The organism is Agathobaculum sp. NTUH-O15-33 (genome assembly GCF_033193315.1).
GTDB lineage: Bacteria > Bacillota > Clostridia > Oscillospirales > Butyricicoccaceae > Agathobaculum > Agathobaculum faecihominis_A.
Genome location: NZ_CP136187.1, coordinates 2030842 through 2048290 on the forward strand (window position 1 = coordinate 2030842; position 17449 = coordinate 2048290).

A 17449-nucleotide genomic window follows, 5' to 3' on the forward strand; every position below is an offset into this window, starting at 1 on the left:
ATTTTCATTGTAGGATTTCCTGCGCTTCGCGGCAAAAGCGTTCCGCGCTTTCGTTATCCCGCATTACGGCGAACACCGTATCGTCCCCGCCGAGCGTGCCGATGACCTCGGTCGCGCGCATCGCGTCGATCGCCATTGCCGCCGCCTGCCCCAGACCGGGCAGCGTTTTGATGACGACCATGTTCTGCGCAGCCTGAATGCTGGTCACACACTCGCGGAAAATATTACGCAGGCGTACGGTAAAGCTCTCCGCCGTGCCGGATGTAGCCGCGGCGTATTTATATTTTCCGGTTTCAGAGGAAAGCGTTTTGATCAGCCGCAGCTCACGGATATCGCGCGAGATCGTCGCCTGCGTCGTATTGTAGCCCATGGTGCGCAGGTGGTCGGTCAGTTCCTCCTGCGTTTCTATCTCAAACCGATCGATCAGATCAAGTATCTTTGCTTGACGCTGAAATTTCATGCCGCATCCCTCCTCGCCTTATAATTTTTGCTGTAATATCTTGTAAAAGCTGTTGCCCTTCAGACGGATCAACTTCGTCCGCAGCGAAGAACGCGTGATCTCCACTTGATCCTCCGGACGAATGGCAAAGCCCTGTCCGCCGTCCGCGGAAACGAACACCTCGCTGCCGCCTTCGCACTGCGCGTTGATCGTGATGCGGCGCTCCGGTCCGAACACAAACGCCTTTGCTTGCAGCGCATGCGCGCAGATCGGCGTGACCGCAAGGTTTTCCGCGCTTGGTTCAATGATCGGCCCGCCGGCGGAAAGGCCGTAAGCCGTCGTACCCGTCGGCGTGGAAACGATCACGCCATCGCCGTTAAAGGCTGTGACGTCCTCATCATCCGCCGCAATGCGCACACACACCACACGAAAAGCGGTGCCCTTGGCAATGACGATATCATTGAGCGAATCGTTTTCATAGACCACGCGATCCCCCCGCCGGATCGCCACGTGCAGCATCATCCGGCTATCCAGCGTATATTCTCCGGTAAACAGCCGCTCCATGAGAGAAAGCTCGTCACGCTCCAGTTCGGTCATGAAACCGATATGGCCCAAATTGATGCCGAGCAGCGGTACGCCGTGCTGCGCCGCTGCTCGCGCGATGCGCAGCATGGTGCCGTCTCCGCCAAGAACCACCGCCGCATCCGACACACGCATGGCATCAACGGATTCCAGAAAATCCGCGCACTCGATTGTGCTCTCCAGCCCGCGCAGCCGTAGAGGCAGCAGCAAACGCGCCCCTTGCCCGCTCAGCAGCGAACAGACCTTGGGCAGGATACCGCGCACGCCTTCTTTGCGCATATTAGGGTAAACAAAAATGGTTTTGATCATTCTTTATCCATCCAATTCCTCGTGCGCCTGACGCACAATCTCGGAAAGGTCGGGAACGCTGTCCGTCCCCTGCTTTTGCAGATAACCCAAAAACTCAATGTTCCCTTCCGGCCCTTTGATGGGCGAAAAGGTGACGTTTCGTACGGCAAATCCGGCAGCGCGCGCATTTTCCACAAAGCCCTCGAGCACTTCTAAATGGATCTCCGGCTCGCGCACAACACCCTTTTTCCCCACCTTGCCGCGGCCCGCTTCAAATTGAGGCTTGATCAGGCAGGCGACGCGGCCCTGCTCCGACAGAAGCTCCGCCACGACGGGCAGAACGATACGAAGCGAAATAAACGAAACATCGATCACACACAGCGAAGGCGTGTCCGGTAATTGCTCGGGCGTCACATAGCGGATGTTGGTGCGCTCCATGCATACAACGCGCGGGTCCTGCCGCAGGCTCCAAGCCAGCTGGCCGTAGCCCACGTCGATCGAATAGACCTTTTCCGCGCCGCGCCGCAGCAGGCAATCGGTAAAACCGCCGGTAGACGCGCCCACGTCCATCACGGTCAGGCCCTTGGGGTCGATCTGGAAATAGTCAAGCGCCTTTTCAATTTTGTGGCCGCCGCGCGAGACAAAGGTCTTACCCATATCGCGCACTTCTATGTTGGCATCTTCCGGTATGGTCATGCCGGCCTTGTCCGCCTTTTGGCCATCCACATAAACCAGACCGGCCATGATCGTCGTTTTCGCGCGTTCACGCGACGGGACAAGACCGCGCTCAAACAGCGCGACGTCCAAACGCAGTTTACTCATTTCGCGATCGCCTCCCTCAATGTTTTTGCCAGACTGGCCGCATCCAAGCCACAGGCCCGGCGCACCTCCTCCACGCTGCCGTGCGGCAGAAATTGGTCGCCTGTGGAACAGAACAGCAAACGCTGCGGCGCACAGCTACGCGCCGCAAGCAGCGCGGCCAAATACTCTCCCATGCCGCCCGTTTGCACCACGTCCTCCGCGACCAGCACCGCACGATAGGCGCCCAGTTCTTGTAATAGCGCTTCGCCGGGCGACGCGGAAAGCTCGTTCCATTTATAAACAGCGATCTCACACCCGGTATCCGCAAGCGTATTGGCCGCCTGCAGCGTCTCCTCCAGCATCGTGCCATAGGTAACGATCGCGGCAGACTTACCTTCTTTGATACGAACAAACGGTTCGGATACCGTGGAAGCCGTGAAGGAAGCTTCGCCGCCGCGCGGATAGCGAATCGCGACCGCGCCGGTATCGTGATACAGCGCATGACTGAGCATGGCGCGCAGTTCGGCAAAGTTGCTCGGCGCGTAAATTTTCAGGCCCGGTACCGAGCGCAGAAAGGCCACGTCGAATACGCCGTTATGCGTCGCGCCGTCCGCGCCGACAATGCCCGCGCGGTCGACCGCTAAAACGACATGCAGCCCTTCGATCGCCACATCATGAATGATCTGATCATAAGCGCGCTGCAAAAAAGTGGAATAGATCGCACATACGGGCAAAAGCCCTTGCTTGGCCATACCGGCTGCCATTGCCACCGCGTGCTCTTCCGCGATACCGACATCAAAAAAGCGGCTGCGATAGCGTTCGGCAAAACCGGTCAGGCCTGTGCCGGATGGCATCGCGGCCGTAACCGCGCAAATGCGGCCATCCGTTTCGGCCAACCGGCAAAGCTCCTTGCCAAAGCAGGCGGAAAAATCCTGCTTGGTCTCTCCGCCTGTAATACCGGTCACTGGATTAAACTTAGAAACGCCGTGATAGGTCTCCGGGTCCTGTTCGGACGGCGTATAACCCTTGCCCTTCCGCGTCATGATGTGCAACAGCACCGGCTTTTTCATTTTTTTAGCCATACGCAGCAGCTCGCACACGGATTTTATATCGTGCCCATCCACCGGGCCGAAATAGGCAAACCCCATCTGTTCAAAGATCGAGGTCGGCAGCAGCAAAATCTTCAAGCGGCGCTTGATACGGGAAAGGCCATCCGCCAGCTTTTGGCCGCCGGGCATACGGCTCAGCACGCCTTTCACCCGTGTCTTTGCGCGCAGATAGCGCGGGTTGACACGTAAGCGGGACAGGTGGCGGTTTAGTCCGCCAACGTTTCGCGCGATCGACATATTATTATCGTTCAGCACAACGATCAGCGGTTCGCGGCTGGTGCCTGCGCTGTTGAGCGCCTCATAGGCCATACCGCCGGTCATTGCGCCGTCGCCGATCACAGCGATCACATGGTATTTCTGATTTTTCAGCGTGCGCGCGTGCGCCATGCCGAGAGCGACCGAGACCGAACTGGACGCGTGCCCCGTGATACAAGGATCCGCTGGGCTTTCTTCCGGCTTCATAAAACCGGAAAGGCCGCCGAATTGACGCAATGAATCAAACCCTTCGCGCCGATCGGTCAATATTTTATGCACGTAGCTCTGATGACCGACGTCATATATGATGCGATCCTTCGACGAATCGAACTCGCGTTCCAGCGCGACGGCCAGCTCCACCACACCGAGGTTAGACGCCAAATGCCCGCCCGTCTTTGAAACATGATCCACAATAAACTCGCGCAAAGACGCTGAAAGCGCGTCGAGTGAATTGTAGGACAGGTTTCGCAGATCGGCCGGGCTTTTTACATTATCTAAAATTCCGTAGCGTTTTTTCATACTTTCCCCTTGGGTGGCAGCTCCTTTTTTCGGCTATTTCTTTTTATCGAACGCGATGGGCAGCACAGAGAGCACCCTGCCGCATACCGCGAGGATCTTGCCGTTGTTGGCGATCGCAATGCCCTTACCGGCCGCCTTGCCGCCAATGGTCATGGCGGAGATCATACCGGTGATCGCAAGGGATATGATGACCGCGCGCAGCGCGCCCGCGCCCGCCGTCATGTGGGCGACGATGAGCGCGCCGGTCGCGCCTGAGATGATGCCAGCGATATCGCCGATGACATCGTTGCAGATGCTGGATACCTTTTCGGCGTTGCGCGTCATCCAGACCGCTTCCCTTGCGCCCTTCACCTTGCGGGCCGCCATGGAGTGAAATTCTTTTTCAGTCGCCGAAGTGGCGGCTACGCCGATCATGTCAAATACGATGCCCAGCGCGATGAAAAGAAACAACACGATAAACGAAGTGATCGTATTCGCGTTGTTGAGCGCTTCGCTTGAGAGATAGGACATTGTCATGCTCAGCACCAAGCTGACCGCCATGATCGTTACGACCCAGCGCACATTGATCAGACGCGGCGGGCGCGGCGCTTCGCGCTGTTTTTTTCTTCTGTTTGTCGGTTCCTTCCAAGGATGAAACTCCCTTTTGACGAAAATAACGCCCTTACGGGCGATGGTTAATAAAATAAAGTGGCGGCAGACAGAGTTAATCTTACGGCTTGAGGTTCGGTTGGTTTTCCCCGCGGGCTGCCATGCGTCGCCGCTATGGGGGTTTCCCATTAAAGCCCGTGCCGGGATGTTACCATCACCGGGACCGAATTGCCACTTAGTCCGTACTGCAATCCTCTGTCTGCCTCTTTTGGAACAGCCTAGGTGCTTTCCACAACAGGCAACGCGATTCTTAGCCTCTTTTGCAGCTATGGTTTCAAACGTCAATTCCCGCGGCGTTCCTGGCCGGGAAACCGCGGGCGGATACCTTATCCACCATAACCACGCAAGGCAGGCTACACTGCACACAGCGCTTTGACGTACCGCGCAAACGGGGGTTCAATCCCGTCGCGCGCGGCTGCCGCCGCACCGCAATACAGGTTTCATCCTGTACCGTAGGCCATCCGTCAACCCCCGAAGAGGTGCTATAGGTGTCCCACGCATACAGGTCTCCACGGCGGGAGGGTCGGTACTTCATGCCATTGAAGCGCGCCCTCGAGCCTTAACCTCCAGCATCCACCCCAAACTGGGCGTAAGAAGCAAACACCAGAGACTTCATCGATATGCCCTTCTACGGATTTTTAGGCCCGTCCTGGGAATCGCATGCGCTGACTAGGATACTGCGCCACTTTTTACACACTCGATCGCAACGTCTGTTTAACGTCGTTTATGTCTGTGCGTTTTCAATTATAACACTAAATACAGTGCGATTTCAAGAAAATTTTACTGTTTTTTGCGCACTTATATTATCTTTTAAGATCATCGAATTTTTTCTGCATCCATCAGTAGATTACAGCGTGCCACTTTCCGCGATATGCGCGGACACATCCTGATACATTTTTCATTCCGCAATGCTTCTGATAGCCTGATTATTATACCACTAATCAGAGGTCATCACAAGACGAAGACAAGTATTCCACTAAACCAGATTTGTACCCCATTCCAAAAAACAAATGACTGAAAAAGCATGAGGTCTCGTGCATCCGATACGCTGGGAACGCGCGTTCGCGCGAGATTCTTCACTTCGTACAGAATGACATTTGGGTACTCTTCTATTTTGCAACAGTTTTTTACAGCCCCTGCCACAGCGGCAGATATCTGATACTCTCTGAGTACACGCTACCATACTTAAGCACAGTTCTATTGAGCCGCTATCTTAAGAACCTTATTTTTATAACGAAATACGCGCAATGTCCCTTGCCAGCTGCTTTTTCATTTCGAGGTTGGACTGTCTTGCGATCATGATGCGCTGTGCCTGCGGCGAGCCCGCGCCGTGCATGGATTCGGGCAGATAACCGACAGCCGCCGTGCCCATGGTCATGTTTTCGATCAGGCGCAGCACGCGCATGCGGTCCTCGGTCGGCACGCTCGCCACGCCCTTTAAGTACTTCTCGATGTAATCATGTGTCGCGGGGTTGCGGTAGTCTGCTTCGGAGGGCTGGGTCACCATGACGCCGCCCGCGAGGTCCTGCGCGAGTCTGGCGATCTCGTACGGGAAGCGGGTCACGTTCTGCTTGCACACGTTGGCCAGCAGCAGATCGATCAGGTAGTTGCCCGCCTTGGTCTTGGTGCCCTGCGACGAGCACGCGATCCCGCAGCAGTACAGCGTTTCGTTCAGATGCGTCATCTCGATCAGCTTATCCTTGACGTGGCTGGCCTTGGCGGAACCCGCCATGTCGCCCGCGAGCGCGGTCGCCCCGATCAGTACATCGCCTACGCCGACCTTGCAGCCGCCATAGCTTTGGCGGTGGTAGCCCGCGAAGCGCTCCACCATCATGCCCGCGAAGTCCACTTCGCCGTTCAGGAAAATCATGTCGTTCGGAATGAACACGCGGTCAAAAATGACCAGCACCTCGTGGCCGCCGTACACCTTGTTGCCCACGTCGATATCGTTATACTCCTCGGTCTTACGAGTGTCGCAGGATTGCCGGCCGAGAATGAGCGTGATGCCGTCCGCGTCGGTCGGGCAGGCGAAGGAGATCGCGTAGTCCTCGTCGCCCTCGCGCATGGCGATGGTCGGCATGACGAGCACGTAGTGCGAATTTAAGTAGCCGGTCTGGTGCGCCTTGGCGCCCGTGACGTATACGCCGTCCGCCGTGCGTTCGACCACGTGCAGGAACAGATCAGGATCGGCCTGTTTGGAAGGCGAGAGCGAGCGGTCGCCCTTCACGTCGGTCATCGCGCCGTCCACGCCCCAGTCGTTGTTTTGCACCTCGGTCCAAAACCTCTTGAAGTTTTCGTGATAGCTTGTGCCGTGGGCCTCGTCGGTTTCAAAGGTGGTGGAGAACACGGCGTTGGCCGCGTCCAGACCGACGCAGCGCTGGAAGCAGGCCGCCGTCTTTTGCCCCAAAAGGCGCTGCATCTTGACCTTTTTGATCAGGTCGTCGGCGGACTGGTGCAGATGGGTAAACCGGTTGATCTTTTTGCCGGTTAAGCTGGAAACGGCGGTCATCAGGTCCTCGTACTGCGGGTCCTCGGCCAGCTCGTAGGTCGCGGCAAAAGAATTGAGCGAGGGCCGGACGACCTCGTCGTCCACCACGTTTTCCACCCTTTCGCCAAAGCGGTACAGGTTCAGGTGCAGCCCCCGCAGGGATTCCACGTATTGCTCTTTTGTCATCATGGCGTTTTTTCCTTCTTTCTTCAATAATTCAGCATGCGGGCGCTTCGCCGAAGCGTTTCTCAAACTCCTCCGAAAGTTCCGCACGGAATTTGGGGTGTGCAATGGCGATGAGCCGTATCGCTCGTTCACGCAGCGTTTGTCCGCGCAAAGCCGCGACGCCGTATTCGGTCACGATATAGCCCACATCGCAGCGGCTGGTCGTCACCGGCGCGCCTTCGGTCAACGTCGCGACGATTTTTGAGTGGTTACCGTCGCCTGTAGTCGAGTGCAGCGCAATGATCGACCGGCCGCCCTTGGACAGGTTTGCGCCGCGCACGAAATCCATTTGGCCGCCGATGCCCGAGATCTGCCGCAGGCCGATCGCTTCCGCGCACACCTGTCCCTGTAAATCGACCTCGACGCACGAATTGACCGAAACCACATTGTCGTTCTGCGAGATTACCGCCGGATTATTACAGATATCCACGGGCATCATGTGGAACATCGGGTTATGGTCGACAAAGTCATATAGCTTACGGGTGCCCATCAGAAACGTCACGCAAATCTTGCCGATATCGCGCTGCTTGCACTGTCCGTTGATCACGCCCGACTCGATCAGCGGGATGATGCCGTCCGAGATCATTTCGGTGTGTAAGCCGAGATCCTTTTTGTCCCCAAGAAACGTACACACCGCGTCGGGCAGCGCGCCGATGCCGAGCTGCAGGCAGTCTCCGTCGCGCACCAGATCCGCGATATACTTGCCGATCTGCCGGTCCTCCTCGCTGATTTTCGCGGGCGCTGATTCGGGCAGCGGCTCCCACGAGCACAGAAAAGCGTCGATCTCCGACACATGCACAAAGGTTTCGCCAAAGGTCACCGGCATATTGGGATTGACCTCGGCAATGACCGTCCGCGCCGACTTGACCGCCTGCGCGCCGTAATCGCACGAAAGGCCGAGCGATACATAGCCCCGCTCATCCGGCGGCGAGCAGGTGAACGCGAACACGTCCACCGGCAGCGACCCGTCGCGGAACATGCGCGGCACATCGGAGAAAAACGCGGGGGTGTAATCCGCCCGGTGCTCCGCAATCGCCTTGCGCGCCGGACCGCCGACGAACAGCGCGTTGTGCCGAAAGTGCCCTTCCATACCGGGCTGCAAATACTCGCCCGAGCCAAGATAGACCATGTGCGCCACCTCGACGCCGCTGAACTGATCGGCCAAACGCGCCATCGTCCGCTGAAATACAATCGGCTCGCCCACCGCGTGACCGAACACCACGCGGTCGCCGTCGCAGATCAGGGAGACCGCCTGTTCCGGGGTCATGGTGCACTTCTTATAGTGTTCTCTCCAGTCCATTTCCGTCTCCTCCTTCCTAAAACGCCCAGCGGTAGATCTCCAAAATATCCTGTTCGGTCAGCTCCACGTAATTATTGCCGAGCAGACGCTGTTGGGTCTCCAGCACATTCTTGGCGAACACCGGCAGTTCCTGTTCGGTCACGCCATGCGTGCGCAGAGGCGCTTTTTCGATCACTTGATCCATCAGCGCATACAGCGCGTCCAGCGCGTGTTCCGGTGTGCAGTCCAGTTCGTTTGCGAGCAATTCCTGCAGGCGGTTCAGCTTGCCCACCGGTTTTTTCTCCTGATATTTGCGCATCACATCCGCGAACATCAGCTGGTTGGCCTGTCCATGCGGGATGTGATGCACGCCGCCGAGCGGATAACTCAGCGCATGTACGGCCGCGCACCCCGCGTGCCCAAAGGCGATGCCCGCAAAGTTGGAAGCGCGAAGCAGCTCCGCCGCATAAGCCTTCCAGCCGTCCTTGCTTCCTGATGCGACCGCGCCGCGCCAGCTGCACAGAATGAGGTGCAGCGCCCGTTCGGAAAATACTTCGCTGATCGCACAGGCATTGGGGCTTAAGTAGCTCTCGACCGCGTGGATCATCGCGTCTACTGAGGAGGTGGCAAACACGCCATAGGGCAGGCTTTGCAGCATGCCCGGGATGAGCGCGGCCTCATCGGCAAACATAGACGGCGAAACGATCCCCTGCTTCACGCCCTTGGTTGTGCGGTTGATAATGGAGATATTGGTCACTTCGCTGCCCGTGCCGCAGGTGGTGGGCACGATAATGAGCGGGTGCACCTTGGTAAGCGACGCCATGCGGTCATACAGATCGTCCACACGGTCGTTTGACACCGCAACCGCCAGCACCTTGGCGATGTCGATGATTGTGCCGCCGCCCACGGCGATGATGCGGTCATATTCCTTATCCCGCAGCTCGTCCAAAATCGCGTCGACCATCACGTCTGTCGGCTCGCCCGCACCGTATCGCTCCTGAAACAGGGTCTGGCAGCCGAGGTCGAGCGCCGAGAGCGCCGGATGATAAAGGTATTCGTTCGTCAGGATCAGGTCTGTCCTCCCTAAACGCAATTCCTGCGCCAGCGCTCCGAAATCCGCGTACTCTCCTATTGCTGGTGCCAACTGAAAGGCTTTCATTTCTTTCGCCCCCTTAGATTTCTGGAAAATACTTGGCGTCCGGCGCGGTTATCCACTCGTATTCCTTCACCGTCGTGGTGACGATATTTTTATCATCCTGCAATCGGATACACCATAGGTAATACTCCGCGTAACCGGGCGCCGCCGCCTGCGAGTGGGTCACGTGTGCGGGCATGCCGGTCAGGTCGTTGTGCTTAACCTTATAGGCGTCGTCTCCAAACTCCGCCAGACCGTAGCCGTTTTGCGGCAAAAATTTGTAGTAATACATCTCCGGCTCCACATGCTGATGCGGCGGGTAGGATGACCACTTGCCCGGAAAGTGCACGACCTCGCCGATAAAAAAGTTGGTTTCCGGGCAGTTGGAACGGTCAAAGAAGGTACGCACCATCCGGGTGGAGCACTCGTTCATTTGGCCCGCGCCGCGTTCCTCGTTGGCGCACAGACAATCCTCGGGACGCATGAGCTTGGCTGCGAAGCTGCGCTTGTTCTCGGTGCGCGCAACCGCCACCTCGGTCTCGGTTTCAGCGGTGATCGTTACCTTGACGCACTGCGGCACATGCAGCAGAATCGCGCCTTCATGAAAGCAATCCTCACGCGCCACGGTTTCGCTCTTCCCATCCCACGCAAAAGTCACCTTGCCGGAGAGCAGATCATAAACGACCTCCTGTGCGTAGTCAAAGTGCATGACATCGCCCCCCGCCATTTTGACGACGCCGAACTCCATTCCCTTCATTTCCGGGTTCTCAACCGCGGAGATCATCTTATTATAGCCCTGCTCAAAAGAGCCGCTGCTGGTGTATTTCATGTTCTTAACTCCTTATAAAATCATTATCGTTTCATATTCGACCGAGCCGTTTCGGCATGCTTCCTGACAAAATTCAATCTGCAATCTTCAGGATCACCTTTAGGCACTGCTTATTTTTGACCAGTTCCATGGCCTGATGGATGTCTTCCATCGGCAGGACGTGAGAATAAAAATTCTTCGGGTTGATCTTACCCGCTTCAATAAGAGCAACCAGCTCCGCCATGAATCCAAACCGTTTATACGGCTGGCTATGGATATGTACCGAGGTGTTGTTTTGCAGTTTATGCATATTAAGCAAGTCTCTGCCTGCCCCCAACACCCCAAGCGCGCAAACCTTTCCGCCCTGCCGCAGATAATGCGAGCTTTCCTCAATAATGGAAACCGCTCCGACCGCGTCGTAAGTAAAGTCGAATTTTTCCCCCGCCAGCGCCGCCGACACTGCTGTCCGCTCAAAATTGATCGTTTGATCGACGCCAACCTCATTTTTAGCGGTTGCAAGGCGTGAATCAATGCTATCGACTGCGACGATACGCTTCACGCCGAGCGCGCGCATGATATACATTGACGCAAGCCCCATCGGGCCGCAGCCATAGACCAGCACGCTTGCCCCTTCTCCGATTCCGAAATCTCTTACCGCGCCAAGGCATTCGCACAGACTGAGCAATACGCCGCCATCGATCGGATCGATATGTTTCGGAATTTTCACAAAATTCGGCTCTACCCCAATAATTGTATTTCCGTTAAACGGCAGTTGATCTTTGGACCATCCGTCTTCCAACATTGCCAAGTGATCGGGAACCAGCGCATATTCGCACATATTGCCATAGGTCATCGAATAATCGCCGCAGGGACGGTTGACCGGATGAATCAACCGATCCCCCATATGCAGATACCGCACCTTTGCCCCGACTGCAACAATATCGCCGCAGCCTTCGTGCCCCAGTATGGTGGGATATGCCCCGAGGCCCTCTTCTTTGGTCAGGGAACCGTCAATGACGTGGAAATCAGTCCCATTGCAGAACCCGCAGGAATACATCTTTACCAGCGCCTCATATTCTCCTATTTGCGGCATCGGGATATCGTTCCGTACTGCAACGTCATTTTTGTCCCGTACCACGACCGCTTTCATTGTTTGCTTCATGTTTCGCCTTCTTCCTTCTGTTGGTTTGCTTTTTGCAGATTCTCCGCCCAGAGGGGTTTTTCTTCGCCCAGCCATTCCATTTGCGGCATGATTGCCGGATGGCGTTGATTCCGCATCCGAAAATTCTGCGCGGCGTGCTTTGCCAGACTGTGATATGCATAAATATCATCTTCTTGCAGGGGCAAATGATAAATATATATCCTTTCTGCATCCAGCTTTTCAAAAAACCTTTTCGATTCATCCCAGATCAGGTGATAGGCATTGCAGAAGACCGCGTTGAAGCGCCCAAACGGTTGCACAAGCCTCAGGTCCTCCTCCCTCCAACGGGAATCTGCCGCAACAAAAAAACGTTCTGTTCCCTGACAAACGATAAAACTGCAGTTCGGCAGCGCAAATAATGCCTTATTCTTCTTACCGATGCATTGATGCGGCGCCGCCACAGCATAAATCGTGAAGGCTCCTACTTCCAAGCGCTGTATCCTGCTGTCCACCCGGTCGGCATGCAGCGTGTTATCTGATTCACCGAACAAAAACACCGCCGGTGGCTGCTCGTGAAGGTGTCGGAAAAAGTGCAGCGCATCCCGATCACAGTGATCGCCATGCGCATGCGTAAACAGCAGCGCATCCACATGTCCAAATATTCCCTGACGTTTGAGCATTTGCCTTCGGATCGGCGCGGGCAGCGGGGAAAAGCATTGATACGGTCCCGCGCCGAACAAGCCATCAATCAGTATCCCTGTCCGATCCGCATAAAAAAACAGGCTGGAATTTGCAAAATGAAGAATCCTCGTCAACACATCGTCCTTCTTTCGACCCTTGCAGGCAAATAAAAAGAAGACAAGCCCTCTCAGGAAAGCATTGTCTTCTTTCAGAAGTTTTACAAATCACCTCCACGTATGCCTTCCCCGGCGGATTCTGCGCCTTAAGGCAATACGCCGCATTGCCCTGCTTTCTATAAACCGAGATATGCCTTTTTCAGCTCTTCATTATTGAGCAGCTCCTGACTGGTTCCTTCCATTACATTGCGCCCGATCTCCAGAACATAGCCGCGTGAAGCGATCTCCAGAGACGACATGACATTCTGCTCAACCAGTAGGATGGTGGTTCCCATCTGATTGATCTTTTGCAGCACTTCAAATATCTGCTCAACTATGACCGGCGCAAGACCGAGCGAAGGCTCGTCCAGCATCAACAGCTTGGGCTGCTGCATCAATCCTCGGGCGATCGCGCACATCTGCTGTTCGCCGCCAGACATGGAGCCCGCCATCTGCTTGCGGCGTTCATACAGCTTTGGGAACATTTCGTAGCACAGAGAGAGGGTGTCACTTCTCTTGTCGTGTACGCTCTTGAGATAGGAGCCAACCAGCAAATTATCTTCCACCGTCATGAACGGAAACAGCTTGCGTCCTTCCGGCACCTGTATAATACCGAGTTTGACACGTTCATACGGCGGCATATTGTTAATGCAGGTATCATTGAAATAGAGTTTTCCGGCGTTTACTTTGGTCATGCCTGAAATGGTGTTGATTGTAGTGGATTTTCCCGCACCGTTGCTTCCCAGCAGAGCAACGATTTCACCCGGATTAATCTCCAGCGAAACATCATAAAGTGCTTTAAAATTTCCATAACTAACATCAATATGCTCTACCCTTAACATATTACTCCTCCTGCTTCTGCGGTGAATTCTTACGAGACTTTTCACCCAGATAGGATTTAATGACTTCCGGATCCTTGGAAACTTCCTCCGGTAGTCCGCTGGAAATCAATTTACCCTGATTGAGTACATAGAGCCGATCCGACAGCGACATAACCGCTTTCATCACGTGTTCGATAAGAATTATCGTCACGCCAGATTCATTAATCTTTCTGACAAGTTCAATCACCATAGCGCTGTCCGACGGATTGAGTCCCGCCATGACCTCGTCGAGCAAAAGGATTTTTGGCTGGGTCGCCAGTGCACGCGCCACCTCCATACGTTTCAGTTCCGGCAGGTTCAAGTCACGGCCCAGCACATGCATGCGCTTTTCCATTCCCAGAAATTGCAGGATCTCCTTTGATTTCGTACGGGCTCGATTCACGTCCGCGTCGCGTACCAGCGCGCCCACCATCGTATTTTCCAGCACGCTCAAATCCGCAAACGGCTGCACAATTTGATAGGTTCTTCCGATTCCCAAATTGCACATTTTGTGCGCCGGCAGGTTTTGCACCTCTTTCCCTTCCAATAGGATCTTTCCAGAGGTCGGATGAAACGAGCCGGAAATCATATTAAAAATTGTTGTCTTCCCCGCGCCGTTGGCGCCGATCAAGCCAACGATTTCTCCTTTGTTTACAGTCATATCAAGGTTGCTGACAGCAATCAGACCGCCAAACTTTTTGACAAGATTGCTTACCGCTAAGATCTGTTCCATACTTCGCCTCCCATTTCAATCCAACGCCTTTTTTGTTTCGCGGTGTTCCGGATTCCTATGCTTCTTATAAAATGCCTTCATATTGGGAAGCAGACCGCCGGGCAGGAAGAATACAACGAGACACAGGATCAGTCCGTAGAGCAGCGGGCCAAGGCCGGAATATTGCGCGCCGAAGTAGCTTCGTGTTAATTCATTGATTGGGACCAGCAAGACCGCGCCCAGCAGCGGCCCCAAAATCGTACCCGCGCCGCCAACCACGGCGAACAGCATGATCTCCATGGAAAAGTCTGCGCCAAAGATTCGCTGCGGGTCGAGGAATAGGATAAGCTGCGCGTAGAAGGTGCCGCCGATCGCGGTAAAAACCGCGCTGATAAACATCGCTTTGAGTTTATAGCGGGTCACATCCACGCCCAGCGATTCCGCGGCATTCTGGTTGGTATTGATCGCCGCCAAATAGTAACCCGTTTTGGAATGACGAATGTAATAGGATACCATCAATACAACTGCGAGCAGCAGCAGAATCACATACAAATAATCCCTTTTGTCTTGAAACTGCATATCCAGCAGGCCGCCGTTTCTCCACTTTACCTGCAAGCCCTGCGCTCCTCGGGTCTCAAAGCCCAAAATCTTGTCCTGTGTTGTAATCAGCAATCGGATCACATGCAGAAACGCGATCGTCGCAAGCGTAAAATACGATCCGCTCAGTTTGAAGCAGGGGTAGCTGATCAGTATTGCCAGCAGGCCGGAAATAACGGCGCCGACCAGCATGCCGATCCAAGGCGTAACCTGATAGAGATTGAACATAAGCGTTGATATGTACGCGCCAATGCCGAAGTAGACCGAATGCCCAAGTGAAAACTGTCCGCCGAATCCGCCGATTATGTTCCAACTGCACGCCAAATATGCATAGAGGACAATCATGATCAGCGACTGGAGAATATAGCTGTTGTCAATCACAGCCGGGGCAACGAGCGCAAGCAGAACGACGGCAAGCGCGATAATCGTCTTGGGGGATTTTAAATTGATTGCTTTCATATTATCGCCTCCGTCATCAGCTTTTTTCTTTGCCCAGCAGCCCGGAGGGCTTGCAAAGCAAGATCACTACAAACAGCAGGAACAGGATAATCTGCGCATAGGCGTCGCTGAAAAACAGGCCGCCCACCTTCTCTGTCAAGCCGACGATCAGGCCGCCCAGCAGCGCCCCGGGGATACTGCCTTTACCGCCCATAACGACAATGACAAAGGCCTTAAAGCCGAAAACGAGCGAAACCGTCGGATAGACGGAGAAAAAGGGAATCAGCAGAGACGCGCTGACGCCGACCAGCCCTAACGAAATGCCGAAAGCAATCGAATATATCTTCTTCTCATTGATGCCCATCAGCGTGGCCGACGATCTATCCTGCGACGATGCGCGGAGCGCGCGCCCGGTTTCTGTTTTCATGAGGAAGAAATAAAGGCCCGTCGTGATGACCAGCGCGATCATGAAAGAAATGAAACGCGGAATCGAAATCATCATTTCTCCAAGAACGATGGATTTGCCCTGATAGATTGTAGGCGTGATTCTTGTGTTTGCGCTAAAGAGCAACAGCGCGCCGTTTGTGAGCACCATTGCCAGACCGATCGTAAACATCATAACGCTCATGGGCTCTCTGGCCTTTTCGCGCTGGAGTAAACGGTTAAACAGCCCTTTTTGCAGCACATAACCGACGATAAAAAAGACGGGTCCTGTAATGAGGATAGACAGATATGGATCCACTCCCGTGCTCGTCACCAAAACATTGGCTACATACATGGCAACCATCAGGAATTCGCCATGTGCCCAGTTAACAATACGCATTACCCCGAATGCCAGACTCAGTCCCGCGGCGATCGTGGCGTAAACACCGCCAAGGAGCAATCCGTCGATCAATGACTGGAGAAGTTGCATCACTTTCCCTCCCTGTTTTTATTAATTTAGCCTCATCTACCAGAGCAGATGAGGCCAAAAAGCATTAGCGATCAGCGTTCCGCCCAGGCCGGTACAGGCAGCACCAACGGAGATTCATCTCCAACAAGACTGTACGGCGCTACCAGTTGGAAACGTCCATCCAGAATCTGTACAGCTATATTGCAACTATAGATATTTTGGTTCGTCATGCCGTCCCGTTCACCGAACTTCACGCCTTCATAAGGCATCAGCAGCAGTTCCGGATCATCCGCAGTAATATCCGTGGCAAGGAAAGCCTCTCTGATTGCATCCGCGTCGGTGCTTGCCGCGCGCTCCAGAACATTCGCCATAACAGAAGCGTTGAAGTAGCCGAACGCACCGTACTCATCAAGTTCCATGCCGGTCTTTTCCGTGTACTTCTCATTGATTTTCTTGGCTTCTTCAGGCTTGTAGTCAAGGATACCGGTGCTCCACCCCGCATTGGTGATCGCATACTCAGCCGCCGCGCCCGCATTGGTGCAGAAGTCAGATACGGCAAAGCCGCCGCCGGTGGCAATCAGGGTGGTGTTCGCCTGATACTCGGAAAGCTGCTGCGCGAACAGGATCGCGTCGTTCAGATAGCATACCGGAAACACGACGTCTGGTTGTTCGCTTTTAATTTTGTTGATGATTGAACTCATGTCGGAGGTATTGGCCTGATAGGGTTCGTCGAGGACCAACGTGCCGCCCAAGGTGTTCTCCACCATATCCTTCAGCTGGATGTAATTCTCCATACCGTAGTCAGTATTCTCATATACGATGCCGTAGGTCTTGGGTTCAAATCCGTTTTGGCCGCTGTAATCCTGCAGGAATGTGCTGATGGTAGCCAGAATATCCGAGGTGCAGGAGTTGGCGCGGAATACGTATTGATAATCGTTCTTCATGATTTCGTCTGCCACACTGCTTAAAATTAAATACGGTTTCTGGTACCGCTCTGCGATCGGCGCCGTTGCCGCGCCGACGGAACTGTTATAGGGTCCGATCAGGGCGTCCACGCCCTCTTGATTGATCAGGCGCTCTATCTCGGTAACACCGGTCTCCGGTTTACCCAAAGTGTCTGCAAAAACCAGATTCACCTGCGCGCCATCCATCGACTGAATCCCGCCGGCCGCGTTGTAGTCTTCAAAGAATAATTCGATCGCGTCCTTCTGCTTGCTGCCCATAACCGCGGATTCTCCAGAAAGCGGCAGCAGCACGCCGATATTCACCGTTTTGGCGCCGCCTTGTTCCGTGTTGCCGCCTGCTTCGCCGGAAGAAGGCGAGCCGCCGGAGCAGCCTGCTATTGCCGATGTCATCATAGCCGTCATCAATAATAAAGCGAGCTTTCTTTTCATTTT

16 protein-coding genes are annotated in these 17449 nt (G+C 54.7%); all 16 read right to left on the bottom strand.

Annotated elements, in window-relative coordinates:
• Positions 1–4: 4 nt before the first annotated feature.
• A complete protein-coding gene (locus RWV98_RS10235) occupies positions 5–460 on the bottom strand; it encodes an arginine repressor (protein ID WP_280962143.1) in 456 nt (151 codons plus the stop codon).
• An 18-nt stretch (positions 461–478) separates the two neighbouring features.
• Positions 479–1330: an NAD(+)/NADH kinase gene (locus RWV98_RS10240; protein ID WP_280962144.1), complete on the bottom strand. Its 852-nt coding sequence runs from the start codon at positions 1328–1330 to the stop codon at positions 479–481.
• 3 nt (positions 1331–1333) lie between these two features.
• Complete coding sequence (locus RWV98_RS10245) at positions 1334–2131, bottom strand: TlyA family RNA methyltransferase (RefSeq protein WP_317860533.1); 798 nt, start codon at positions 2129–2131, stop codon at positions 1334–1336.
• Positions 2128–3993, bottom strand: coding sequence for a 1-deoxy-D-xylulose-5-phosphate synthase (gene dxs, locus RWV98_RS10250; RefSeq protein WP_280962146.1), 1866 nt, complete (start codon positions 3991–3993; stop codon positions 2128–2130). Before dxs ends, RWV98_RS10245 begins: the two co-directional genes overlap by 4 nt.
• A 33-nt stretch (positions 3994–4026) precedes the next feature.
• The gene (locus tag RWV98_RS10255) at positions 4027–4770 is read right to left on the bottom strand and encodes a DUF21 domain-containing protein (protein WP_317860535.1); all 744 of its coding nucleotides are present in this window, start codon (positions 4768–4770) and stop codon (positions 4027–4029) included.
• A 1099-nt stretch (positions 4771–5869) separates the two neighbouring features.
• Positions 5870–7318 (bottom strand): 4-hydroxyphenylacetate 3-hydroxylase family protein, encoded by a 1449-nt coding sequence (locus RWV98_RS10260; protein WP_317860537.1) that lies wholly within the window; start codon positions 7316–7318, stop codon positions 5870–5872.
• Positions 7319–7346: 28 nt separating this feature from the next.
• Positions 7347–8654 carry an acetyl-CoA hydrolase/transferase family protein gene (locus RWV98_RS10265; protein ID WP_317860539.1) on the bottom strand — a complete coding sequence of 436 codons (1308 nt, stop codon included), beginning with the start codon at positions 8652–8654 and terminating at the stop codon, positions 7347–7349.
• A 16-nt stretch (positions 8655–8670) separates the two neighbouring features.
• A complete protein-coding gene (locus RWV98_RS10270; RefSeq protein ID WP_317860541.1) occupies positions 8671–9792 on the bottom strand; it encodes an iron-containing alcohol dehydrogenase in 1122 nt (373 codons plus the stop codon).
• Positions 9793–9805: 13 nt separating this feature from the next.
• Positions 9806–10597 carry a 5-deoxy-glucuronate isomerase gene (locus RWV98_RS10275; RefSeq protein ID WP_317860543.1) on the bottom strand — a complete coding sequence of 264 codons (792 nt, stop codon included), beginning with the start codon at positions 10595–10597 and terminating at the stop codon, positions 9806–9808.
• Between the two features lie 73 nt (positions 10598–10670).
• Entirely contained in the window at positions 10671–11738 is a 1068-nt protein-coding gene (locus RWV98_RS10280) for a zinc-dependent alcohol dehydrogenase (protein WP_317860545.1), read from the bottom strand.
• Positions 11735–12532, bottom strand: coding sequence for an MBL fold metallo-hydrolase (locus tag RWV98_RS10285; RefSeq protein ID WP_317860547.1), 798 nt, complete (start codon positions 12530–12532; stop codon positions 11735–11737). The genes RWV98_RS10280 and RWV98_RS10285 overlap by 4 nt, the downstream gene beginning before the upstream one ends.
• A 158-nt stretch (positions 12533–12690) precedes the next feature.
• Complete coding sequence (locus tag RWV98_RS10290; RefSeq protein ID WP_280962154.1) at positions 12691–13395, bottom strand: ABC transporter ATP-binding protein; 705 nt, start codon at positions 13393–13395, stop codon at positions 12691–12693.
• A 1-nt stretch (position 13396) separates the two neighbouring features.
• Positions 13397–14146, bottom strand: coding sequence for an ABC transporter ATP-binding protein (locus RWV98_RS10295; RefSeq protein WP_317860550.1), 750 nt, complete (start codon positions 14144–14146; stop codon positions 13397–13399).
• Between the two features lie 15 nt (positions 14147–14161).
• The gene (locus RWV98_RS10300; RefSeq protein ID WP_317860552.1) at positions 14162–15181 is read right to left on the bottom strand and encodes a branched-chain amino acid ABC transporter permease; all 1020 of its coding nucleotides are present in this window, start codon (positions 15179–15181) and stop codon (positions 14162–14164) included.
• Positions 15182–15197: 16 nt separating this feature from the next.
• Entirely contained in the window at positions 15198–16073 is an 876-nt protein-coding gene (locus tag RWV98_RS10305; protein ID WP_280962157.1) for a branched-chain amino acid ABC transporter permease, read from the bottom strand.
• Between the two features lie 71 nt (positions 16074–16144).
• Entirely contained in the window at positions 16145–17446 is a 1302-nt protein-coding gene (locus RWV98_RS10310; protein ID WP_317860555.1) for an ABC transporter substrate-binding protein, read from the bottom strand.
• Between the last annotated feature and the right edge of the window lie 3 nt (positions 17447–17449).